The sequence below is a fragment of the Agrobacterium sp. CNPSo 3708 genome (assembly GCF_028674915.1).
In the GTDB taxonomy this organism is placed as follows: Bacteria; Pseudomonadota; Alphaproteobacteria; order Rhizobiales; family Rhizobiaceae; genus Agrobacterium; species Agrobacterium cavarae.
Window position 1 is genome coordinate 222,902 of the sequence record NZ_JAQZSF010000003.1, and the last position, 22,226, is coordinate 245,127.

A 22,226-nucleotide genomic window follows, 5' to 3' on the forward strand; every position below is an offset into this window, starting at 1 on the left:
GGTCGCTCGCAGAGCCCGCCCTGCTGCTCTGTTTTGCAGATATTAGAATTCTTCCCACTCTTTTGCTGCCGCATTGGACGCTGTGGCTCTGCCGCCGCCAAAGGCACTGGCGAGACGGTTGCCGAGTGCGCGGGCAGCGGAGGCGATGGGGGGATGTTCCGTTGCTGAGGCGGCGACCGGACGTGCTGCCTCGGAAACCTGAGTGTTCCCGATCCGAAACTGCGATATCAGCCGGGTCAGCTCATCTGCCTCGCTTGCGAGCGAGTGGCTCGCGGCGGTCTGTTCTTCCACCATTGCAGCATTCTTCTGCGTTGCCTGATCGATGTTATTGACCGCTTCGCTGACTTCTTTCAGGGCCGTCGACTGTTCGCGTGACGACAAGACGATCGCTGTCACGTTCCGGTCGATTTCCTGAACCTGATTGATGATCTGAAGCAGGGAATTGCCGGTCTCACCAACAAGTTCCACGCCCAATGTCACCTGGGTTCCTGATTTGGTAATCAGCGCCTTGATCTCTTTGGCGGCATTGGCAGAGCGCTGCGCCAGTTCGCGCACTTCCTGGGCAACGACGGCAAAGCCCTTGCCTGCTTCGCCAGCACGTGCGGCTTCCACACCTGCGTTCAACGCAAGAAGGTTCGTCTGGAAGGCGATTTCATCGATGACGCCGATGATGTTGGAAATTTCTCTAGATGAGGACTCGATGCCGGACATCGCGTCCACGGCACGCTGGACAACTGCTCCCGACGTCTCCGCACCGAGCCTTGTCTGCTCGACAAGCAAGCCTGCGTCTTCGGCGCGTTTGGTGGCATCCCGCAGTGTCGTGGAAATTTCCTCGAATGCTGCCGCAGTTTCCTCGACAGATGCCGCCTGCTGTTCCGTACGTTTGGCCAGATCGTCGGAGGCCGATCGAATTTCCGACGAACCGGCGCGGATCGCATTGGCGTTATCGCCAACCGAGCGCAGGGCGGCCTGGAGTTTCATCACTGCAGCGTTGAAATCATGGCGTAGCTGATCGAGGGAGCCTGCGAAGGCGGTATCGATCCTGTGGGTCATGTCACCTTCTGCGAGCTTGTTCAGGCCTTCGGCCAGCGCTTCGACGGCGGCACGCGTCTGACGCTCGCGCTCGGCAGCTTCTTCGGCGCGCTCGCGACGTTCTGCTTCGCTTATTGCGCGGTCACGTTCGGCCTCGGTCTCCAGGCGGGTCTTGGCGAGGGTCGCATCGCGCAGCACAGCCAGCGAACGGGCCATCTCGCCGATTTCATCCTTGTGAACTGATTGCGAGAGATCTACATCCGTTTTGCCGCGAGCGATTTCGCTGGTGGCTACGATAACTTTGTCCAGACGTTTGCGCATGCGCGTTGCCAGCAACCAGCCTACAACAACCATTAGCCCAGCGGCAGTCGCGATGATGATAATGGAGGTTATAGCAAGCGATGTGACCTCGGCAAAGACGACAGCTTTCGGAACGCTGACGACGGTAAACCATGTGGCGCCTTCAGCAAGTGGAACCGGGACCGCGACCGAGAGATAGGGCGTACCATCCTTGTCGGCGATCTCCAGCGGCTTTTCCGGATTGGCGATCAAAGCCTGCCAAGCCTGTGCATCGAGACCGGAATCCTTAAGCGCCTTGCCCAGCGTAGCCTTGTCTGGATGGCTGACTATATTGCCCTTCTGGCTCAGCAGTGCGACATAACCCTCTCCCAACGGCTTCAACTTAGCCATCTCGCTGGCCAGAGCGTCGAGCGCGCTATCGACGCCAACGACGCCAGCAAACTTGCCGTCAATCATCACCGGCGTCATGAAGGAGGTCATGTTGACCACCTTGTCACCGACCTTGTAGTCGTAAGGTTCGGTGAGCATGTCCTTGCCGTTCGACTTCGGCACCAGATAGTAGTCGCCATCGCCGGGCTTTTCGTAGTCGACCAGCGGCATGAGCGTGACCTTACCATCGACGCGCGCGACATAAGGAATGAAGCGACCCGTCGCGTCGTGACCCGGCTTGTTTACGTAATCTGCGTCCTTGCCGTCGAAGGCGTTGGGCTCCCAACCCGTGCTGAGGCCGAATGCAGTGTTGTCCGAAAGAAGACGTTCCATGAATGCCGTCATGCCATCGCGGTTCGGTGTGCCAGTCCGCTTCATTGCGTAAAGCGAGGACCGCATGTTCCAGGCGAGCGTCTTGATGCTGGCAAAATGGGTCTGCACTTTTTCGGCGCTGGAATGGGCATTGGCAACCATTTCCGAAACCGAACGCTCCTCGACCGTGCGATACGACATCCAAAGCAGAATGCTTGCCGTTGCTACGGTGGTTGCAACCCCGGTGGCGACAATAGCAAACATATTTCGGGCAATTGCAGTTTTTGGAACCAGCACAGAACTCTCCCAGGATGGGTAAACAATTTCTACATTCGTCTAAGCTGAACACATAGGCGCGAGACGATATTACGGAATATTTATTACTTATAATTTTTAAAAAAATAATTAATTGTATTGCGTATTGTTAAACGCAGGGTCGTCGTGCTTTGTTTTAGTGGGACGAGATGAGGAATTCACTTTCCTTGTTTGGGACGAAAAGTAAGACGGACATTGCCTGGATTTGTGCCGTTTTTCGAACGATCAGGCGGGGCAGCAAAAGTCAGCTGTGCCGATTCCCGAATAAGTAAATTTCGGGAAATACTTAGATTTCCTTCGATATACTTTGAATTTCGATGATTTTCGAATAGAGCGAGGTGTCAGTCGCTGTCGACTGTCTTGGCAGTAATCATGAAGTCGGCAATCAGCCCGTAATGGTTCGAGCCGAAATTGTCTGGCAGACGCTTGACGCTCATCAGCGTCGCTGGCTTGCGAGCGAAGATATGATCGATGGCGATGCCGAAGCGTCCGGCGCGGATCGGCCATGTTGCCGGTTCCCACGGCGCTTTCTGGAGGCGCGTTTGCGCCATGAACTCCCGCATATCGGGGACGATGCTGGCGGAGTTGAAATCACCACCGAGAATGAGTGGTCCCTCTATCTGGCCCAGTATGTCTGAAAGCTTGCTCAGTTCTTCGCTATGATATTTGTCGAAGTACGGTTTTGTCAGATGAACCTGCGCAAGCGTCAGCGTTATGCCCTCAAGGTCGATATGGGCAAGGCCTGCCCGTTCCTGGCTGACGTAGCTGAGGCTGCCGATCTTGCCATCGATGAGCGGTCTTTTCGACAGCATAAGAAGATCGCAGTCGCTGACAGCGATGCCGCAACCCAAACGATAGGGATAGATCTGGGAAAGCCGGGGGAGGACGCTTCGCAGGGCCGCTGCTTCCATGACGTAGACCACGTCCGCCTGCGAGGCGACGATGGCATCGGCAATTGATTCGGCGCTTCTGCGGTTTTCTCTCAGCACATTGAAGGACAACAGCCGGAACGGCTTGGCCGATGACGAATGAATCCCGTCTGTGGAGAAATCCTGTTGCATGATGACGCCATGCGCAGTGAGAACCAGCGACCAGGCCAGAAGGGCGACAAACAGCCGCGAGCGCAATGCCCAAAGGCAGATTGCCGAGGCAAACGACGCCAGAAGCGCTATATGAAGCTGGAAGCTGGTGACGAAAGCGAGCAGCCAGAAATCATAGATATATCTGAAGCTTATGGAAAAAAGCGCCGCAAGGATCGCAGTCGAGGCGATGCAGGTGAGCCGTGCTTTCACGCTTAAATTCCCGTCTTCTCGCGCTCCCGGATGTCGCTTAGCACGGCCCATGCCCGCACACAATGTTGCTGGATGGACAGCCGGCTGACAAAAACGGACGAAAAAGATGCGGCTCAAGGCGAAATTACGGCAGCTTTGTGTGCTTTCCTCTTGCCAAGGTCGGGCATATTTTGCGATCACACATATAAGCGCGATTTTATCTTCGCGCATGCATGACCAAGACGCTGGGGATGGAGTTTGTCTTGGATCAAATCGGAGCGGGAGGACTCATGCGATTTTCAACGAAATTAGCGCAGAGGATGGTGTAGCGGTGAGCGAGCACGTAAATGACCATGACGCGTCGGGTGAGCCCACCCGTCGCGATTTTCTTTACCTTGTGACGGGTATGGCCGGTGCCGTTGGCGCCGCCGCCGTTGCATGGCCTTTCATCGACCAGATGCGCCCTGATGCGTCCACGCTCGCACTCGCTTCCATCGAAGTTAATGTTGCCAGCGTCGAGCCTGGCATGTCGCTGACCGTCAAGTGGCGCGGCAAGCCGATCTTCATCCGCAACCGCACCGAGAAGGAAATTCAGGAGGCCAATGCCGTTCAACTGGCTCAGCTGAAGGATCCGGTTGCCCGCAACGCCAACCTTGCGCCCGATGCACAGGCCACCGACATTGACCGCTCGGCCGGTCAGGGCAAGGAAAACTGGATCGTCATGATCGGCTCCTGTACCCACCTCGGCTGCGTTCCGCTTGGTCAGGCGGGCGATTTCGGCGGATGGTTCTGTCCCTGCCATGGCTCGCACTACGATACGGCGGGCCGCATTCGCAAAGGTCCGGCGCCGGAAAACCTGCATATTCCGACCTTCGCATTCACATCCGATACCGTGATCAGAATCGGATAAGGGGACAGATGAAATGAGTGGTCATTCCAGTTACCAGCCATCGACCGGCATCGAGAGATGGGTCGATTCCCGCCTTCCGCTGCCGCGTATGATCTATGACAGCTTCGTGGCCTATCCGGTTCCGCGCAATCTGAACTACGCATACACCTTCGGTGCCATGCTCGCCGTCATGCTGATCGTGCAGATCCTGACGGGCGTGGTGCTTGCCATGCATTATGCTGCTGATACGACGGTCGCCTTCACCTCCGTCGAGAAGATCATGCGCGACGTGAACCATGGCTGGCTGTTGCGCTACATGCACGCCAATGGCGCGTCCTTCTTCTTCATCGCGGTCTATTTGCATATTGCCCGCGGTCTCTATTACGGTTCCTACAAGGCTCCACGTGAAATCCTCTGGATTCTCGGCTGCGTCATCTTTCTTCTGATGATGGCAACCGGCTTCATGGGTTACGTTCTGCCTTGGGGCCAGATGTCCTTCTGGGGTGCGACCGTTATCACCGGCTTCTTCACCGCCTTCCCGCTGGTGGGTGAGTGGATCCAGCAATTCCTGCTCGGTGGCTTCGCTGTCGATCAGCCGACGCTGAACCGCTTCTTTGCGCTGCACTACCTGCTGCCCTTCATGATTGCCGGCGTCGTCATCCTGCATATCTGGGCGCTGCACGTGACCGGCCAGACAAACCCCACGGGCGTCGAGGTCAAGAGCAAGACGGACACCGTTCCCTTCACGCCCTATGCGACGCTGAAGGATGCGCTTGGCGTGTCGATTTTCCTGATCGGCTATGCCTGGTTCGTCTTCTACATGCCGAACTTTCTGGGCCACCCCGACAACTACATCATGGCGGACGCGCTGAAGACGCCGGCCCACATCGTGCCGGAATGGTACTTCCTTCCCTTCTACGCCATGCTGCGCGCCATCACCTTCAATGTCGGCCCGATCGACTCCAAGCTCGGTGGCGTTCTGGTGATGTTCGGTGCGATCGTCGTGCTCTTCTTCCTGCCATGGCTTGATACATCCAAGGTTCGCTCTGCGGTCTATCGCCCCTGGTACAAGCTGTTCTTCTGGATCTTCGTCGCCAATGCCATCATGCTCGGCTGGCTCGGCTCGCGCCCCGCAGAAGGCCTTTATGTGACGATGTCGCAGTTGGGTACGCTCTACTACTTCGGCTTCTTCCTCCTCATCATGCCTCTTCTCGGCCTGTTCGAGACGCCAAGGCGAATCCCGAATTCGATCACCGAGGCCGTTCTTGAAAAGAACGCCAAGGCGACCACAGACGCGCCTGCCGGCGTGAAGATCTGAGTGCGGGAGAGAATGATGACAATGAAGAAGCTTGTAACGGGCATCGCGCTCATGGCCGCTCTCGGCGGGTTTACCGCCGCCGTGGCAGAAGAAGGCCATGACGATCTCGCGTCGAAGGCGACCCATGCGATTGCAGGCGGGCACTTCCCCATCCTGAAGCCGCATGAGGAGACGTGGTCCTTTGCCGGTCCCTTCGGCAAATATGACAAGGGTCAGTTGCAGCGCGGCCTGAAGATCTACAAGGAAGTCTGTTCCGCCTGCCACTCCATGAGCCTGGTTTCCTTCCGTACGCTTGAGGGCCTCGGTTACTCGGAAGATCAGGTCAAGGCTTTCGCTGCGGAATATGAAGTGCAGGACGGTCCGAATGCCGACGGTGAAATGTTCACCCGCAAGGCCGTGCCTTCCGACCACTTCCCGTCGCCATATCCGAACAAGGAAGCGGCGGCTGCCTCCAATGGCGGCGCTGCCCCTCCGGACATGTCGCTGCTTGCCAAGGCACGCGGTGTTGAACGCGGTTTCCCGCAGTTCATCATCGACATGATTCCGATCGTCGGCGGTTATCAGGAAGGTGGCCCGGATTACATCCACGCGCTACTGACGGGATATCAGGAGCCGCCGCCCGGCATCAAGAACCCGGATGGTACGGACTACAAGGTTCCGGAAGGCACGCACTTCAATCCGTATTTCGGCAGCGCTACATCGTTGAAAATGGCTCCGCCCATCAGCAACGATCAGGTGACCTACGATGATGGTACGCCCCAGACGCTGGAGCAATATTCCAGAGACATCTCGGCCTTCCTGATGTGGGCTGCCGAGCCCCATCTGGAACAGCGTAAGCGCACGGGCTTCATGGTGATGATATTCCTGTTCATCTTCACGGTGCTGATCTACCTCACGAAGAAGTCGGTTTATTCGCGAAAAGAGCACTGATAGCTTTCGCATGATCTGCGTAAGAGCCCCGCGGTCACCCGCGGGGCTTTTTTTGTGACGCGTGGGAGCGCTCGATGACGAGAATCCGAACCGGTGGATGTTTGTGTGGCTCGATCCGCTTTGAAACCAGGGCCGTGCCGCGCAATGCTCACACGTGCTCCTGCGAGATCTGCCAGCGGCACTCCGGTGCGACCAGCCTCACCTGGGTGGAGTTCAACGCGGACGATGTCTCTGGATCGGGTCCGGCGGTGCGCCATCGACCTATCGTTCCTCCGATTACTCCAGCCGTGCCTTTTGCGCCGCCTGCGGCAGCACGCTGGGCGCAATCGACGATGAGCCTGTCGTTGCGCTTGTCTGGGCAAGTTTTGACGATCGTGAGGATGAGGCGTTACGGCCTCACACCCATTCTTTCGAAGATGTCTGCCCGGTATGGGCCAAAATGCCGAGCATGACGACGGGCGAATAAGGGCCGTGCCTTTTTCGTTGGTTCGCCGACATCAACTTGATAAGGTACGGCAACTTTCCAATCTGCCACATCAACTGGACATATCATGACCGCTATTGCCTCGGAACTTGCTGACGCCATTCGCTCCATCAACGACTATCCGAAGCCCGGCATCATCTTTCGCGACATCACCACGCTTCTCGGCAATCCGCGTGCCTTCCGCCGCGCCGTGGATGAACTCGTCAATCCCTATGCGGGCACCAAGGTCGACAAGATCGCCGGCATCGAAGCGCGTGGCTTCATTCTGGGCGGCGCCATGGCGCACCAGCTTTCCACCGGCTTCGTGCCGATCCGCAAGAAGGGCAAGCTGCCGCACACAACGGTGCGTGTTGCCTATAGCCTCGAATATGGCGTCGACGAGATGGAAATGCATGTGGATGCGGTCCAGCCGGGCGAGAAAGTCATTCTGGTGGATGACCTAATTGCAACCGGCGGAACGGCCGAGGGTGCCGTGAAGCTATTGCGGCAGATGGGCGCCGAGATCGTCTCGGCATGCTTCGTCATCGACCTTCCCGATCTTGGCGGTCGCAAGAAGCTGGAAGAACTCGGCGTCGAGGTGCGGACGCTCGTGGAGTTCTCCGGGCACTGATCCTGAGGAGGCGACTGCTTAGGTTTTGGTATGGATTTTTTCAGGACGATCCAGGTCCAAGTAACACCTGAAGCTCGATTGCCTGCTTGAATCGAATCGGTTTCCAAGGCCCTGATTAGGCCAAGCCCTGCCTTCTCCGCCTGGGCGATGGCTTCGTCAGGACGGATTGGGTAGGATGGGCGTCCTGCCGGCGACGGACCATGCCGTAGAGACATAATCAGCAGCCCGCCTTCTTCCATCATGCGCGTCAGGACTTCCAAGGCGCGCTGGCGTTGTTCGATTTCGATATGGTGCCATACTCCGCACAGCGTGATGAGATTGAAGGGCGCGTAGGCGAGGGTTTTATTGAGAGCTGGCAAGCGGTCACTAAGCCATCTGATTCTCTCGGATGGATGCAGGCGCATGCCAGGCTCGCGCAGTTCACTGACAGGCTCCACCGCCAATACTTCGTGGCCTTGGCTCGCGAACCAGGCGGCATCGCGACCGGTTCCGGCACCGATATCAGCAATCCTGACAGGACGGATGGGCAGTAAATCCAAAACGGGCGCGTAGACCTCGCGGCAGTCCAAACTATCGAAGCGAGATATGAGTTCGGGGGTCGCTGCCTCTGCGTAGCCTTTCAGAACATCTGTCATCCGCCGGTGATCCTGCCTGCTGCGTTACCTTCACTCGAACTCCAGCACCTTGCTTTCAAACGTGACCACGAGCTCGCCATGCTGGTTGACGCCTTCGTTCAGCGTCGTGTTCAGCAGCAGGCCGGGCCGCGAGGCGAGGGGGCGGGTAGCGAGAAGGGTGGCGAAATAGGTTACGTCGTCGCCGGCATAGACCGGGTGCAACCATTTGAGGTTGGCGATGCCCGGGGAGGGACCGAGCTTCGGTGGTTCAATGCCTTCGCTCGTCAGCCGCTTCACTTCCCTCGTCCAGTAATTCAGGAAACACTTCATCCAAGATGCGCTTGTCTGCCAGCCGGAGGCACAAAGACCTTCGAAAACGGAGTTCTTTGCCCCTTCTTCACTCAGGTGGAATGGCTGCGGATCGAATTTTTCGGCATAGCGAATGATCGACTCGGCCGAGAAGTGGACCGTTCCGAGTTCGAGTTTGTGGCCCACGGGGTAAAGTTCGGTGAACTTCATGGCGTCGCCTCCGCCGATGTCGCCAGCATGGCATTCAATTCGACAATGCAGACCGTGTCGCCGTGCTGATTTTGCAGTTCATGACGGAGCTTGACGACGCCCCGGTCAGGCCTGGATTTCGACACGCGACGTTCGACAACCGTCGAGGAGCCCGTCAACGTGTCGCCCGCCAGAACCGGCTTCTTCCATTCGACAAAATCAACGCCAAGTCCGGCGTGGGCGCTCGATTGACCGATGTAGCTATCTACCGTCATGCGCATCAGCATGCCGCATGTGTGCCAACCGGAGGCGGCGAGGCCGCCCAGAATGCTGGCCTTGCCGGCTTCTTCCGAAAGATGCATGGGCTGCGGATCGAATTCCATTGCGAATTCAATGATCTCTTCCGCCGTCACCGTTTTTGGCCCAAGCGGAAAGCTGCGCCCGGGCGCAAAATCGTCGAAACTGTATTTCACGAGCTTACTCCTCCGTCCCGTGATGCTCAGAGCCGGTCTGGACACCCCGACAGGTCGATTTCGCGATGCATGTCGCGCACCTTTGCGTCAGGTTTCCAAACACGTTCCGACTGCAAGCTAACGCAAATGTTCCCTTTACGTAAAGGTCAGATCGGTTACGGGTTAATGAAAATCGATGATGGGTGAGAGGCGCTGAGGCGCCCCGCATGAGAAGCTGTAAATGATGCTTCCTCTCACGGGCAAGTGCGCTTCTGTCGAGCGCTACCCACACAAGCCTCGATTAAAGCGCGGGTGACGCAGAGGACGGCAGGAACTTTTGCGGCCGTCCGAGCGCCGCAGGTGTTTCGCCACCTGCGGCGAGACTCGATCAGGTGTTGAAGCGGAAGTGGATGACGTCGCCGTCCTGAACGACATACTCCTTGCCTTCATCGCGGCCCTTGCCAGCTTCCTTGGCGCCGACTTCGCCCTTATAGGCGACGTAGTCGTCATAGCCGATGGTGAAGGCGCGGATGAAGCCGCGCTCGAAATCGGTGTGGATGACGCCTGCGGCCTGCGGGGCCTTGGTGCCGCGAACGATGGTCCAGGCGCGGCATTCCTTCGGGCCTACGGTGAAGTAGGTGATGAGATCGAGGAGGTGGTAACCGGCGCGGATCAGCCGGTCGAGGCCAGCCTCTTCAAGGCCGAGTGCCGACAGGAATTCCTTGGATTCGTCTTCCGGCAGCTGTGCAACTTCGGATTCGATCGCTGCGGAAATGATGACGCATTCGGCACCTTGCGCCTTTGCCATTTCGGCAACGGCCTTGGTGTGTTCGTTGCCATCGACGGCATCGGCTTCCGCCACGTTGCAGACGTAGAGGACTGGATGCGAGGTCAGAAGGTTCAGGCCCTTGAGGACTTCGATCTCATCGGCTGCCAGCGTCTTCAGCAGAAGGCGGGCAGGCTTGCCTTCGTTGAGAAGCTTGATGACCGCTTCCATGACCGGCAATTGCGCGAGCGATTCCTTGTCCTTGGACGTGGCGCGCTTGCGGGTCTGTTCGACGCGGCGCTCCAGGCTTTCCAGATCGGCAAGCATCAGCTCGGTTTCGATCGTGTCGGCATCGCCGACCGGGTTGATGCGGCCTTCGACATGGGTAATGTCGTCATCTTCAAAGCAGCGCAGCACGTGAACGACGGCGTCCACTTCGCGGATGTTGGCCAGGAACTTGTTGCCGAGGCCTTCGCCCTTCGATGCGCCGCGCACGAGACCGGCGATATCGACGAATGAGATGCGGGTCGGGATGATTTCCTTCGAGCCGGCAATGTCGGCCAGAACGCGCATGCGGGCATCCGGCACGGCGACTTCACCGGTGTTCGGCTCGATGGTGCAGAAGGGATAGTTTGCCGCCTGTGCTGCTGCCGTTTTTGTCAGCGCGTTGAAGAGGGTAGACTTGCCGACATTCGGCAGGCCGACGATACCGCATTTGAAGCCCATGGCTTAAACCTGTCTTTGACTTTTGAATTTCCGATTGCGAGCCTTTTGCGGAAACGCCGGAGCAAGGTCAAGTCTTGTTGCAGCAAAGGGCGAGAAATCCGCCCTTTTGCGACTAGGCTTAAGGCTGTCCGAAGCCGAACCACGCGGATATCAGCGCCCAGCCACCATAGACGATGCCGATGGAGAAGAGCACCGAGACGACGGCCAGAACCAGTCCGCCGAGAAGCGCAAGGTCATCGCGTTGCGCCAGCGCCAGGGCGATGATCAGCACCGTGATGCCGGGGAGCGTATTGCCGAACGGGATCGGGAGTGCAATGATCACGGCCATCATAAAAATCACGATACCGATGAAGGCCGGTCCGGCAAAGCGTGCCAGCATGTGCCCGCGTGGTTTCAGCAGCGCTTCCAGCTTCTCCAGCCGGGGTGCTGCCTTGTCTGCCGTGAGTTCGATGATCGAGCGCGAGATGGAGAGACGACCCAGGACACCAGGCAGAACAAGCCTGCGTGCTCGAAACATCATCTGCAGCGACAGGATCGCCAATGCGGTGCCGAAGATCATGCCAGCCGGAATACCCGGCGTCGGAATGATCGCGGGAATGGCAAAGACCAGCAGCACGAAGGCGATCGCCTTGTCGCCCAGCCGGTCCAGCAGACAGTCGAGCGTGACACGTTCTGGGAGGTCGTGCGGCAGGCGCTTCAGCGCTGCCGCCATGCTTTGATGCGGCGCTTCCTTATCCATGGAGCGCCCAATTCGGGAAGATCACAATCAAATGGCCGATATTGGTCATGCGCAAAGAGATGGGGAGGTCGCGCCGTGTTTCAAGGCGCCATATCCCCAATCCTGCGTGGCCTGTCGTCTGATCAGGCTAAAGCCGGTGACGACTTTTGTTGTCAGTCCTTCTTGCCGAACATCCTCTTCAGCATCTCGGCCATGGGGCCAGTCTCCGGCAGCTTTTTCGGCTGGGCGTGGTTCCGCGCCTGATGGATGTGCGACTGCGCCGCCGGTTTTGCCGCTTGGATGGGCTTTTCGACTTCGGCCTTCGCGCCGGTCGCAAGCGCCAACTTATTCATAAGCTGGGAGTCTTCACCCTTCACCAGCATGGCGGCGTTGTCGGCGATGGCGTCGAGCAGCGGGTCGAGCCATGCCTTGTCGGCCTTGGCGAAATCGCCGAGCACATGACCATGCACGCGGTCCTTGTCTCCCGGGTGGCCGATGCCGAGGCGCAGGCGGCGATACTCCTTGCCGCAATGGGCGTCGAGTGATTTCAAACCGTTATGGCCACCATGTCCGCCACCGGTCTTGATGCGCGCGCGGCCGGCGGGCAGGTCCAGCTCATCGTGAATGGCGATGATGTCGCCAGGGGCCAGCTTGTAGAAGCGCATGGCTTCGCCGACCGATTCACCCGACAGGTTCATGAAGGTCAGCGGCTTCATCAGCAGGATCTTCTCACCGGCGATCTCACCTTCTGAGATTTCCGCCTTGAACTTTCTCGACCACGGCGTGAAGGAGGGCAGGCGTTGCAGGGCATCGACAGCCATGAAGCCAATGTTGTGACGGTTGCCCGCATATTGATTGCCGGGGTTGCCGAGGCCTGCAATGATGATCATGGACGAAATTCCGCTTCACTCAAAATCGATACACTTCACCAACGCGAAACGCCGCGGGTGTCAACTTTTTTGTGGGCGCGCTAACTGTTAGTCGCTGATGATCAGACCGTATTTTTCGTAAATGCGCCGCTGGGTACCATCGGCAATCAGATCGTCCAGCACCTTCTGCATCTTCTCGATCAGGCTGTCCGGCACACTTTTGTGGCAGGCCATACCAAGCCTCTGCCGGCTGAAGGTGATGACCTCCTCAAAGTCTTTCTGGGGGAGGTTCTTCAGCGCGCTTTCCGACATGGGCATCAGGTCGATGCGACCGGCGGCGAGCTTTGAGAGCGTATTGTTAAAATCGGCGCTGATGTCGATCCGTGGAAAATTCATCGAGCGGAGCAGGCCTTCGGTGTAGTCGTTGCGCTGTGTTCCGACGGTATATTCCTTGGCATCCTCGAGCGTCTTGATGTTCATGACGTGGCCCTGACGCGCAACCAGAACATTGCGATCCGTGTGGATGGGGGAAACCCATTTGAAGCGGGGCTCGCGCTCGGCGGTGCGGGCCGCGGCAAAGACGCAGTGCATGGGTGCGGTCTCGGCCAATTTGATGGCGCGCGCCCAAGGCATGACGGTCGCTTCATACTGCGTGCCGGTTCGTTCCAGAATGATCTTCAACTGATCCCAGTAGACGCCGCTTGGCTGTCCATCGGCGTCGCGCAGATTGTAAGGCGGATAATATTCCGTCGATAGAAACAGTTTTTCGGCACTGGCCGATGTCGCGGCCAGCAAGCAGGTCGACAGACCAATCGATAAGAGAATTGCTCGTAACACTGCTACCCCTCCCACAGCGTTTATTGCGCGGCTTTCAGCCTTTTTCCATCCTCCAGCGGAACCTGATAGGTTTCGATCAGAGACTGTATCGCGCGCGGTCTGGAAAACAAATAGCCCTGCCCGCAATCCACGCCGATCTCTTGCAGCATCGTCTTCTGCTCTTCCGTCTCGATCCCTTCGGCAATGACGAGGCAGTTCATCTTGTGGGAGATCGCGCTGATGCCTTCCACCAGCATCCGGCTTTTCTTGCTGATGTCGGGCGCATCCTTGCTGATGGAGCGCGTAAAGGACTGGTCGATCTTGACGATATCGACGGGGAAGCGGTTGAGGTAGCTCAGCGACGAATAGCCTGTGCCGAAATCGTCGAGCGCAATGCGGCATCCAAGCAGGCTGATGGCATTCAAGACGGCGCGCACCTGCGGGTCGTCATGCATCATCACGGCTTCGGTGATCTCCACCACAAGGCGCTGCGGAACGATGCCGTGGTGGTGCAGCAGGCCAGCGATGCGCGTCGGTAGACCGGCCTCAAACTGCTGGGCGGAGAAGTTGACGGCGACATAGGCCTTTTCGAGGCCGGGAACGGTTGAGATTTCCGCGAGGTTGCGGATGGAATGCTCGAGTACGCGGTTACCGAGGCGCTTGATGCTGCCATTTTCTTCCGCCACGCCGATGATCGGGCCGGGCGGCAGAATGCCCTTGCGCGGATGGTTCAAACGCATCAGGGCTTCGAAGCCGCAGGTCACGCCGGTCTGCAAGTTGAGAATGGGCTGGAAGTGTGCCTCAAGCCAGTCTTCCTCGATGGCCTGCTCGATTTCCTGCTCGATCTCTGCCCGCTGGCGCGCTTCGTTCATGATCGTGGCGTCGAAGATCTGGGCGCCATTCTTTCCGGCCCGCTTCTTGGTATACATGGCAAGATCGGAGTGTTGCAGCAGTTCCGAGGCGCTGCGGGCATGTTCCGGATAGATGGCAAGACCGATGCTGGCGCTGAGACGAATGCTTTGACCATGGAAAATGAAGGGGTCGTTGAACATCGCGCCGATCTTCTCGCAGATTTTCAGCGATCGCTCTTCCGCGTCCGACCCCGCAAGCAATAGGGCAAACTCATCGCCACCAAGCCGCGACGCGGAGTCGAGCGGATTGAGAACGCCTTTCAGGCGACCAACGAATTGTTTCAGAACCGCATCGCCTGCGGCATGGCCGAAATTGTCGTTGATGCCCTTGAAGCGATCGAGATCGATGAACAGGCAGGCAAGTTTCGTCTGAGCCGCATCGGCATGCAGTATCTTCTGGTCCAGCATGGCTTCGAAACCCTGGCGGTTCAAAAGCCCGGTCAGGTGGTCGGAAATGGCCTGGAGGCCGTTGCGCTGTTCCGACTGACGAAGCTCGGTGACGTCCGTCATCACGCTCAGTACATCTGCGCTGGTCTCCTCGATGCCGGTTTGCAGCGTCTTCTCGGCAATCAGCACATCCATCGAACGCCCATCGGCGCAGATGAAGCGGACGGTGAGCTCAGCCGCGTAGGATTCATCGGTATGGTCGGATGGGCGGTTTTGATGGCGCTGGCGGAAACTTTCGCGATCGTCCGGATGGAGGAAGGCTTCAAAGGCGCAGCCAAGGGAATCCTCGCGACTATAGCCGGTTGCCTTCACCCAATAATCGCTCACCGCTGCGACGCGATTTTCGGGATCGAGTGAAAACAGCATGGCCGGGGTGCGGTTGTAGATTTCCGTCGTGCGCCGATGGGCACGCTTGAGCTCGTGCTCTTCCCGTTCGAGCTGCGTCTGCATTTCGTTGAAGCTGAGAGCCAGCCGTCCCATTTCGTCGCGCGAGCGCCAGTCGACATGGTGGCGCGAGCCCAGCCTGCGAGTTGCCTCGATGGCGGCCGTCAGCCGCAGAAGCGGGCGCATGATCATCATCCGGTTGCCGACGATGGCGGCGCCAAACACCGTCAAGATCGCCAGAATGAAGATCGACAGGAAGGAAAGCTCGATGCCGTTCAGCGATGAGAAGACGCCGACATCACGGAAGATGATCTTGATCGTCCCGACCTTGGTTTCGCCGTCGAGGTTCTTGTAGTAGATGTCACGGCTAAGCGACGACATGTCGTCGCTTCTGGGGGCGCTTGATGTCTGAGTGACGTCGAGCTGGCCGAAACTGTCCTTGACCCGGACCATGTAGATCGCAGGATCGTTAATGAGCGTGCCGGTAATCTGGTTGATGCTTTCGTCATCCAGATCCCAAAGGGGGCGGCCGAGAGCCTGCGCGTTGGCGACGATGAGAATTTCGAGCCGGTCGGCCTGGCTGGAGATCGCGGCATTGTAGGACAGGCTGAGCAAAATCGTAAAAAGCGGCGCGACGATAGCCAGCAACGCGCCGGATATGATCACCAGAAATCGCCTTTCTACCGAATGGGTCATCTGCCCTCTCTTGATCCTCAAAAACTCCCGTCCATGCGGTAAAGGCCCAAGCGCCGTGAGGGCGTTTTCGATTGCTCGAGAGCCTTTTCCAGCTGCGGTTGTAGAACCAAAGCTTTGAGGTATCGTTTCGCAGAATGCTTAATCATTCTTGAATTGAGTGATGGCATTCGAAGCGCGTCAGATGGCGCGGGCAGCGTCGTCGTGCGGATGAACCAACATGCAAAAAGGCCCCGCATCTTTCGATACGGGGCCTCTTCAAGAAAAACCAAACAGGTCTTATTCGGACTTGTCTTCGCCTTCTGCTTCTTCAGCAGCAGGTGCTTCGTCTTCAACAACGTCGACAACCGGCGGAACGATCGTTGCAACGGTGAAGTCGCGATCGGTGATCGTCGGAACCACGCTCTTCGGCAGCTTGATCTGCGAGATGTGAACGCTGTCGCCGACCTTCAGACCTTCGAGGTCGACGGTGATGGCGTCAGGGATCTGGTCCGCAGGAACGTTGGCTTCGATGGTGTGGCGAACGATGTTCAGAACGCCGCCGGTCTTGATCTCGGACTTCTCTTCATTGATGAAGTGAACCGGGATTTCGACGGTTACGTTCGAGTTGGCCGAAACGCGCAGGAAGTCCACGTGCATCGTGAAGTCACGAACCGGGTCAAGCTGGTAGTCCTTCGGCAGAACCTTGTACTTCTGGCCGTTGACGTCGATCGTTGCGATCGTCGTCATGAAGCCGCCGCCGTGGATGCGCTTGGTGATTTCGTTGGTCGAAATCGCGATAGAAATCGGGGCCTGCTTGTCACCATAGATGACAGCGGGAATCAAACCGTTGCGGCGAAGTTCACGAGAGGACCCCTTACCAACTCGTTCGCGCGCCTCGGCCTTGAGCTCATAAGTTTCTTTGCTCATGGCATTTCCTTTTCGAGGTTATATGGAGAGTTCAAACCGGCTTGGCCGGACGAGAACTGGGGCGGCGCTTGCGCCAACCCGACCGCGTTGCCTCCAAGGGTGTCTACACGGATGCGCGCGCTATAGTATAAAGCGGCCTTGAACGCAAGACCGCGGGGGTTTTACGATGGGATCACACCTGGTCCACGCATCGCGACCTCATGTGGGGTCGCATGCGACTATTTTACCGTTGAAAGATCGCCACAACCGGCGCACGATAACAGAAGCTTTGGGAGGAGCCTATGTCGAACGATGCCGCACATGCCAATCATGTCTATGAGAGCGCCAACCGTTCATCGGCTGCCGCAAGTTCTCCGATCGTCGCATCCTGGCGACGCTGCATGACGATGCATCATCTGGCGCCGGAGGAAAATCGCAAGCCGATCTTCCTGTCCGAGGCGGAATTTCGCAGGGCGCGCGACGAGGCATCTGCTCTTCTGGCCGAAAGCACCGATGAAATCGACCGCATCTTTTCCACTGTTGGCAGGGCAGGGTGTTGCCTGCTGCTGACCGATGCCAAGGGCGTTGCCCTGGAACGACGCGGTGCTGCGGGCGATGATGACGATTTTCGAAAGGCGGGGCTCTGGTCCGGCGCGCTGTGGAGCGAGGCGAGTGTAGGCACCAATGGCATCGGCACCGCACTTGCCGACGAGCGGCCGGCGGTGGTCTATCGCGACCAGCATTTCTTCAGCTCCAACATCAATCTCTCCTGCACCACAGCGCCGATCCGCGACCACCGGGGGCAGGTGACGGGCGCGCTCGACATTTCCACCTGCCGGGACGACATCAACGAACTGACCTTTTCCATGGTGACGCAGACCGTGCGCGATGCCGCACAGCGCATCGAGGGCAATCTGTTCCGCCGCGCATTCCCAGGCGCCCGCATCCTGATCGTGCCGCCTGGCCAATCGACGATGCTGTCGCTGCTGGCCGTCGATCAGGACGATATCATCCTGGGGGCGACCCGCGCTGCACGGCTGGCGCTGCGGCTCGATGATGCGCGGATAGCGCAAGGGATCCCCGCATCGGACGCACTCAAAGAAGAGCGGCATGACAAAGGCAGCGACTTGATGGAAGCCGAGCGCGCTGCTTTAAGACGGGTCCTGGCGCGCACCAATGGCAACGTGACGCAGGCGTCCGAATTGCTGGGGATCAGCCGCGCGACGCTCCACCGCAAGATGAAGAAGCTCTCCGTGCATTGAAACGGAGGCGCAAGCCTTGATTGGCCTGGCCGTTGTCGCAGATGTGAAACACTGTGCACTGCGGAACGGCCTGCCGCCCCTTTGATTTGCCCGATTGTAGGCACAACCTCTCTCCACGCGATCAACCAATGATCGTTGTTCATCAGGGAGGATGAAAACATGAACATCCAGGTTCAGCACAAAGCGGGAGAAACCCCGTTCAAACTGAAATACGGCAACTATGTCGGCGGCCAATGGGTGGAGCCGAAGTCCGGCCGCTACATGGACAATATCTCCCCCGTTACCGGGCAGAAGATCTGTGAAGTGCCGCGATCCGATGCCAGCGATATCGAAGCAGCCCTCGATGCCGCGCATAAGGCGCGTGCAGCCTGGGGCCGCACCAGCGTCACCGAACGCTCCAATATTCTTCTCAAAATCGCTCAGCGTATCGAGGACAATCTCGATCTGATCGCCCGGGCAGAAACCTGGGATAATGGCAAGCCGCTTCGTGAAACCACCAATGCCGATATTCCGCTGACCATCGATCACTTCCGTTATTTCGCAGGCTGCATTCGCGCGCAGGAAGGGTCGATCGGCCAGATCGACAATGATACCGTCGCCTATCATTTCCATGAGCCGCTCGGTGTCGTCGGCCAGATCATTCCCTGGAATTTCCCGATCCTGATGGCTGCGTGGAAGCTTGCGCCGGCACTCGCCGCCGGCAACTGCGTGGTGCTGAAGCCGGCCGAGCAGACGCCCGCTTCCATCCTGCTTGTCATGGAATTGATCGAGGATCTTCTGCCGCCTGGCGTGCTCAACATCGTCAACGGGCTTGGCATGGAAGCCGGCAAGCCGCTGGCGCAGAGCAACCGCATCGCCAAGATCGCCTTTACCGGTTCGACCTCGGTCGGCAAGGAAATCATGCGCTATGCGGCGGATAACGTCACCAACATCACGCTGGAACTCGGCGGCAAGTCGCCGAACGTGTTCTTTGCCGATGTGATGAACGAGGATGATGCCTTCCTCGACAAGGCGCTCGAAGGCTTTGCCATGTTCGCGCTGAACCAGGGCGAAGTCTGCACATGCCCATCCCGCGCACTGGTGCATGAATCGATCTATGACCGCTTCATGGAAAAAGCCCTGAAGCGGGTCGAGGCGATCAGCCAGGACGATCCGCTGAATGCCTCCACCATGATCGGTGCACAGGCATCTCAGGAACAGTTCGACAAGATCATGAGCTACCTCGAGATCGGCAAGAAGGAAGGCGCGAAGGTGCTGACCGGCGGCGACAAGAAGTCGCTCTCCGGCAATCTGAAGGACGGCTTCTACATCCAGCCGACGGTGTTTGAAGGCAACAACAAGATGCGGGTCTTCCAGGAGGAGATCTTCGGCCCCGTCGTTTCCGTCACCACCTTCAAGACGGTGGAAGAGGCGATCGAAATCGCCAATGACACGGTCTATGGCCTGGGTGCAGGCGTCTGGAGCCGCGATACCAATCTGGCATATCGCGCAGGTCGTGGCATCGAAGCCGGTCGTGTATGGACCAACTGCTACCATGCCTATCCGGCAGGTGCTGCTTTCGGTGGTTACAAGCAGTCGGGTATTGGCCGCGAGACCCACAAGATGATGCTCGATCACTACCAGCAGACCAAAAACCTGCTGGTCTCTTACAGCCCGAACAAGCTGGGCTTCTTCTGATGTCGTGCGAACCCGGTGCCGGCGGTATTTCCGCCGGTGCCGACTCCGGCCATGGCTCGCATAAGGTCTTTTAAGTGCGCCGATGCCATTTGTATCAAGGCGATCTGAGTTGACGTAATAGTGTCATTAATCGGGCGCATATCCTCAACGATATTGTTGCGTGGATCGATATGCGCCCTTTCTTTTTTTATTTTTTTCATTCCGCTCGCGCCGCCCGTAGGTGCCAATCATGAGCGGTGTTGCCGGACAATTTCACGGCGCGGAACGTATCGGCGGGCTGGAAACGGAGCGTTCGCGCTGGCTTGCCATTGCTGTCTTCTCGGTGCTTGGCGTAACCCTGTTTCGCATCATCTGTCTTGCCTTCGACAGGACAGACCTCTTCGTCGATGAGGCGCAATACTGGCTTTGGAGCCGGGAGATGGCCTTCGGGGCCTATTCCAAACCGCCGCTGATTGGCTGGGTCATTCGCTTGACCACTTGGCTTATGGGCGGCGAGGGGACTTTCGACGTCCGTCTGGCGGCGCCCATCCTGCATGCGATGACCGCGGCTGCGATGTTCTATCTGGGGCGGATGATCTACGATGCACGGATCGGCGCGCTGGCGGCAATCATCTACATCACGCTGCCGGGTGTCTCGCTTTCCAGCCTGTTGATTTCCACCGATACGCCGATGCTGCTTTTCATCGTCGTCTCGCTGATCCTGTGGCGTAAACTTTCTGCCATAAGGACTGAAGGCGGGCCGCTGGCCTTGATGCTGGCGATCGGGCTTGGCTTTGCTGTCGGACTTGGATTTCTGTCGAAATACGCCATGGCCTTTCTGTTTCCCTTCGTGCCGCTGGCGGCCTATCTGGACAGGGATTGGCGGGTTCGGTGGTCGCATGCTCTGCTCGCGGGAGCGGTCGCCACACTCGTTGTCGCGCCCAATCTGTGGTGGAATTATGCGCATGACTTTGCCACTGCCCGTCACACGGTTTCGATCGCCCACTGGAATGCTGCCGGCCTGAATATCGGCTCGGCGCTGGGTTTCTTTGGGGCGCAGGCCGGTGTTGTCGGCCCCTTCGTTTTCATCGCCATGCTGATGGCCCTGCGTGACATGAGAACGCCGACAGTGCGGTCTCTGTGCGCACTCAGCATTCCACTTCTCCTATTGATGACAGCGCAGGCTCTGATCTCACGCGCTTTCGCCAACTGGGCCGTCGGCGCCTATGCGGCAGGCCTCCTGCTTGCAACGCCGTGGCTTGCGGCACGGCCGCATTGGCTGCGGGCGTCGCTCATTCTCAACACTGTCGTTGCCATCATCCTGCCGCTGCTGACCATCTTCGGTACGGAGTTGCGTCTTCCCAATGGTGATCTGGCGCTGAAGCGCTATCTCGGACGGTTCGCTCTGGTATCGACAGCGATTGCAGATGCGAGAAGGCTGGACGCTCACGTTCTCGTTGCGTCCGACCGGTCCTTCCTGGCGGAGATGTTCTATCAGTTGAGAGACGACCACCACATTGTGCCACGGGCATGGAACGAGGGTGCTGAGCCTCCCTCCAGTCATTATGCGCTGCTCTATCCGCTGCAGCCAGGCGAGACGGCGAACGCGCTTCTCCTATCGCGTGCCGACTCGCTTCCCGCCTGCATGAAGGATGAGCCGCCGCAGGCCGAGTGGGCGGCAACCGCCGGCTTCATGGAACGCGCCACGGTGGGTCTTTGGAAGATCCCAGCCTCCTGCCTTGAGGGGGCGAACCATGGACCATGACATCCTTCATATGCGGCTCACCATCTGGCTGACGATCGCAACGCTTTGCGCCGTCATCGTCTTTGCGGCTTTCCCCTTCCTGGACCTCAGAATTTCCTCCCTGTTCTTCAACGGGCAGGCTGGTGACTGGATGGGCCGCAGCCCGGACTTCATGTTCTGGAGAGATGTGCTGCGTCACGGCGGGGAGGCGTTTGCTGTCGTCACATTCCTCATCTTCCTGGGCAACATCCTGATCGGAACCACGCAACAGACCGGCTGGCGGGTCTGGGCGTTCATCTGGGGCAACACGCTGGCCTGCGCTGGGCTGCTGGTCAATGGTATCCTGAAGACATGGCTTGGCCGCGCCAGGCCTGACGGCGTGATCGAATTCGGCGGGGTCCAGACATTTACGCCGGCGTTTCAGCTGAGCAATCAGTGCTTCAAGAACTGTTCCTTTTCATCCGGCGAGGCGGCGCTGATTGCAAGCGTCGTCCTGCCGGTGTGCGTCTTGCTCTGGCCGCAGCTGTCACGCAGCGGCAAGGTCGTCTGCACGGTGATCGCTGCTTTCCTGGTCATCGCAACGGCCGCGATGCGCATGGCTGCGGGACGCCATTTCCTCAGCGACACAACGATGTCGATCCTTTTTGCCGCGCTGACGTCCCTTATCCTCTATCGTGTTCTCGCGATTGGGCAACATCGGCAAGTCTTCACAGTCCGCTCGGTGGTGGCGGACGTTTCAGTAATCATTTTGGATGCGCAAAACCGCGGACTTCGGTTGCTGACGACGGTGTTGCGGAACACTGTCAGGGCAGCTATTTATATGCAAACTTACGCAGCGAGAGAATGGACAAGGTTTTCACAGCATTTCTCGAGCATGGGCGCGAAGTAGCGG

At 58.3% G+C, this 22,226-nt stretch carries 19 protein-coding genes and 2 pseudogenes; 9 read left to right on the forward strand and 12 right to left on the reverse strand.

Annotation, left to right across the window (positions count from 1 at the left end; genetic code table 11):
* Positions 1–42 precede the first annotated feature (42 nt).
* The gene (locus PVA19_RS08570; protein ID WP_274102272.1) at positions 43–2,367 is read right to left on the reverse strand and encodes a methyl-accepting chemotaxis protein; all 2,325 of its coding nucleotides are present in this window, start codon (positions 2,365–2,367) and stop codon (positions 43–45) included.
* A gap of 362 nt (positions 2,368–2,729) precedes the next feature.
* A complete protein-coding gene (locus PVA19_RS08575) occupies positions 2,730–3,680 on the reverse strand; it encodes an endonuclease/exonuclease/phosphatase family protein (RefSeq protein WP_274102029.1) in 951 nt (316 codons plus the stop codon).
* Positions 3,681–3,990: 310 nt separating this feature from the next.
* Between PVA19_RS08575 and petA the strand changes: the two genes are divergently transcribed.
* The 5 genes and pseudogenes from petA (at position 3,991) to PVA19_RS08595 (ending at position 7,890) form a co-directional block, all read left to right on the forward strand.
* Complete coding sequence (petA, locus tag PVA19_RS08580; RefSeq protein ID WP_062426384.1) at positions 3,991–4,569, forward strand: ubiquinol-cytochrome c reductase iron-sulfur subunit; 579 nt, start codon at positions 3,991–3,993, stop codon at positions 4,567–4,569.
* A gap of 13 nt (positions 4,570–4,582) precedes the next feature.
* Positions 4,583–5,866, forward strand: a complete 1,284-nt coding sequence (locus PVA19_RS08585; protein WP_062598688.1) for a cytochrome b — start codon at positions 4,583–4,585, stop codon at positions 5,864–5,866.
* Positions 5,867–5,887: 21 nt separating this feature from the next.
* Positions 5,888–6,796 carry a cytochrome c1 gene (locus tag PVA19_RS08590; protein WP_274102273.1) on the forward strand — a complete coding sequence of 303 codons (909 nt, stop codon included), beginning with the start codon at positions 5,888–5,890 and terminating at the stop codon, positions 6,794–6,796.
* 74 nt (positions 6,797–6,870) lie between these two features.
* A pseudogene (locus PVA19_RS22395) lies at positions 6,871–7,262 on the forward strand (GFA family protein).
* Positions 7,263–7,347: 85 nt separating this feature from the next.
* On the forward strand, positions 7,348–7,890 hold the full coding sequence (locus tag PVA19_RS08595) for an adenine phosphoribosyltransferase (protein ID WP_113225196.1): 543 nt from the start codon (positions 7,348–7,350) through the stop codon (positions 7,888–7,890).
* 266 nt (positions 7,891–8,156) lie between these two features.
* Here PVA19_RS08595 and PVA19_RS08600 read toward each other — a convergent pair.
* From PVA19_RS08600 to PVA19_RS08640, 9 genes and pseudogenes are all read right to left on the reverse strand, one after another.
* Positions 8,157–8,525, reverse strand: a pseudogene (locus PVA19_RS08600) (class I SAM-dependent methyltransferase); the annotation flags it as partial.
* Between the two features lie 30 nt (positions 8,526–8,555).
* The gene (locus PVA19_RS08605; protein WP_113225195.1) at positions 8,556–9,023 is read right to left on the reverse strand and encodes a MaoC family dehydratase; all 468 of its coding nucleotides are present in this window, start codon (positions 9,021–9,023) and stop codon (positions 8,556–8,558) included.
* Positions 9,020–9,475 (reverse strand): MaoC family dehydratase, encoded by a 456-nt coding sequence (locus PVA19_RS08610; RefSeq protein ID WP_062426389.1) that lies wholly within the window; start codon positions 9,473–9,475, stop codon positions 9,020–9,022. The genes PVA19_RS08605 and PVA19_RS08610 overlap by 4 nt, the downstream gene beginning before the upstream one ends.
* Before the next feature lie 367 nt (positions 9,476–9,842).
* Positions 9,843–10,946 (reverse strand): redox-regulated ATPase YchF, encoded by a 1,104-nt coding sequence (gene ychF / locus PVA19_RS08615; RefSeq protein ID WP_062426390.1) that lies wholly within the window; start codon positions 10,944–10,946, stop codon positions 9,843–9,845.
* Positions 10,947–11,064: 118 nt separating this feature from the next.
* Positions 11,065–11,685, reverse strand: a complete 621-nt coding sequence (locus PVA19_RS08620; RefSeq protein WP_274102030.1) for an exopolysaccharide biosynthesis protein — start codon at positions 11,683–11,685, stop codon at positions 11,065–11,067.
* Between the two features lie 152 nt (positions 11,686–11,837).
* Positions 11,838–12,554, reverse strand: coding sequence for an aminoacyl-tRNA hydrolase (pth, locus tag PVA19_RS08625; RefSeq protein WP_274102031.1), 717 nt, complete (start codon positions 12,552–12,554; stop codon positions 11,838–11,840).
* A gap of 87 nt (positions 12,555–12,641) precedes the next feature.
* Entirely contained in the window at positions 12,642–13,370 is a 729-nt protein-coding gene (locus PVA19_RS08630; protein WP_274102032.1) for a substrate-binding periplasmic protein, read from the reverse strand.
* Between the two features lie 20 nt (positions 13,371–13,390).
* Complete coding sequence (locus PVA19_RS08635) at positions 13,391–15,787, reverse strand: sensor domain-containing protein (RefSeq protein WP_062440289.1); 2,397 nt, start codon at positions 15,785–15,787, stop codon at positions 13,391–13,393.
* Between the two features lie 276 nt (positions 15,788–16,063).
* Entirely contained in the window at positions 16,064–16,693 is a 630-nt protein-coding gene (locus tag PVA19_RS08640) for a 50S ribosomal protein L25/general stress protein Ctc (RefSeq protein ID WP_062426395.1), read from the reverse strand.
* Positions 16,694–16,974: 281 nt separating this feature from the next.
* Here PVA19_RS08640 and PVA19_RS08645 point away from each other — a divergent pair, with 281 nt between their 5' ends.
* The gene (locus PVA19_RS08645) at positions 16,975–17,934 is read left to right on the forward strand and encodes a helix-turn-helix domain-containing protein (RefSeq protein ID WP_062598679.1); all 960 of its coding nucleotides are present in this window, start codon (positions 16,975–16,977) and stop codon (positions 17,932–17,934) included.
* Between the two features lie 159 nt (positions 17,935–18,093).
* Positions 18,094–19,611, forward strand: coding sequence for an acetaldehyde dehydrogenase ExaC (gene exaC, locus PVA19_RS08650; protein ID WP_274102033.1), 1,518 nt, complete (start codon positions 18,094–18,096; stop codon positions 19,609–19,611).
* On the opposite strand, the gene PVA19_RS08655 is transcribed toward exaC, so the two are convergent.
* Entirely contained in the window at positions 19,581–19,811 is a 231-nt protein-coding gene (locus PVA19_RS08655) for a hypothetical protein (RefSeq protein ID WP_274102035.1), read from the reverse strand. The two genes, exaC and PVA19_RS08655, sit on opposite strands and share 31 nt — an antisense overlap.
* 29 nt (positions 19,812–19,840) lie before the next feature.
* Here PVA19_RS08655 and PVA19_RS08660 point away from each other — a divergent pair, with 29 nt between their 5' ends.
* Together PVA19_RS08660 and PVA19_RS08665 are read left to right on the forward strand one after the other, a co-directional pair.
* On the forward strand, positions 19,841–21,355 hold the full coding sequence (locus tag PVA19_RS08660; RefSeq protein ID WP_274102036.1) for an ArnT family glycosyltransferase: 1,515 nt from the start codon (positions 19,841–19,843) through the stop codon (positions 21,353–21,355).
* Positions 21,345–22,223, forward strand: a complete 879-nt coding sequence (locus PVA19_RS08665; RefSeq protein WP_274102037.1) for a phosphatase PAP2 family protein — start codon at positions 21,345–21,347, stop codon at positions 22,221–22,223. The genes PVA19_RS08660 and PVA19_RS08665 overlap by 11 nt, the downstream gene beginning before the upstream one ends.
* Positions 22,224–22,226: the final 3 nt, after the last annotated feature.

Bases quoted from the DNA above. Each gene is read 5' to 3' on its own strand.
- exaC (WP_274102033.1), top strand. From the start codon at position 18,094: ATGAACATCCAGGTTCAGCACAAAGCGGGAGAAACCCCGTTCAAACTG.
- PVA19_RS08665 (WP_274102037.1), top strand. From the start codon at position 21,345: ATGGACCATGACATCCTTCATATGCGGCTCACCATCTGGCTGACGATC.
- PVA19_RS08595 (WP_113225196.1), top strand. From the start codon at position 7,348: ATGACCGCTATTGCCTCGGAACTTGCTGACGCCATTCGCTCCATCAAC.
- ychF (WP_062426390.1), bottom strand. From the start codon at position 10,946: ATGGGCTTCAAATGCGGTATCGTCGGCCTGCCGAATGTCGGCAAGTCT.
- PVA19_RS08605 (WP_113225195.1), bottom strand. From the start codon at position 9,023: ATGAAGTTCACCGAACTTTACCCCGTGGGCCACAAACTCGAACTCGGA.
- PVA19_RS08590 (WP_274102273.1), top strand. From the start codon at position 5,888: ATGAAGAAGCTTGTAACGGGCATCGCGCTCATGGCCGCTCTCGGCGGG.
- PVA19_RS08585 (WP_062598688.1), top strand. From the start codon at position 4,583: ATGAGTGGTCATTCCAGTTACCAGCCATCGACCGGCATCGAGAGATGG.
- PVA19_RS08640 (WP_062426395.1), bottom strand. From the start codon at position 16,693: ATGAGCAAAGAAACTTATGAGCTCAAGGCCGAGGCGCGCGAACGAGTT.
- PVA19_RS08655 (WP_274102035.1), bottom strand. From the start codon at position 19,811: ATGAAAAAAATAAAAAAAGAAAGGGCGCATATCGATCCACGCAACAAT.
- PVA19_RS08645 (WP_062598679.1), top strand. From the start codon at position 16,975: ATGTCGAACGATGCCGCACATGCCAATCATGTCTATGAGAGCGCCAAC.
- PVA19_RS08635 (WP_062440289.1), bottom strand. From the start codon at position 15,787: ATGACCCATTCGGTAGAAAGGCGATTTCTGGTGATCATATCCGGCGCG.
- PVA19_RS08620 (WP_274102030.1), bottom strand. From the start codon at position 11,685: ATGGATAAGGAAGCGCCGCATCAAAGCATGGCGGCAGCGCTGAAGCGC.
- pth (WP_274102031.1), bottom strand. From the start codon at position 12,554: ATGATCATCATTGCAGGCCTCGGCAACCCCGGCAATCAATATGCGGGC.
- PVA19_RS08660 (WP_274102036.1), top strand. From the start codon at position 19,841: ATGAGCGGTGTTGCCGGACAATTTCACGGCGCGGAACGTATCGGCGGG.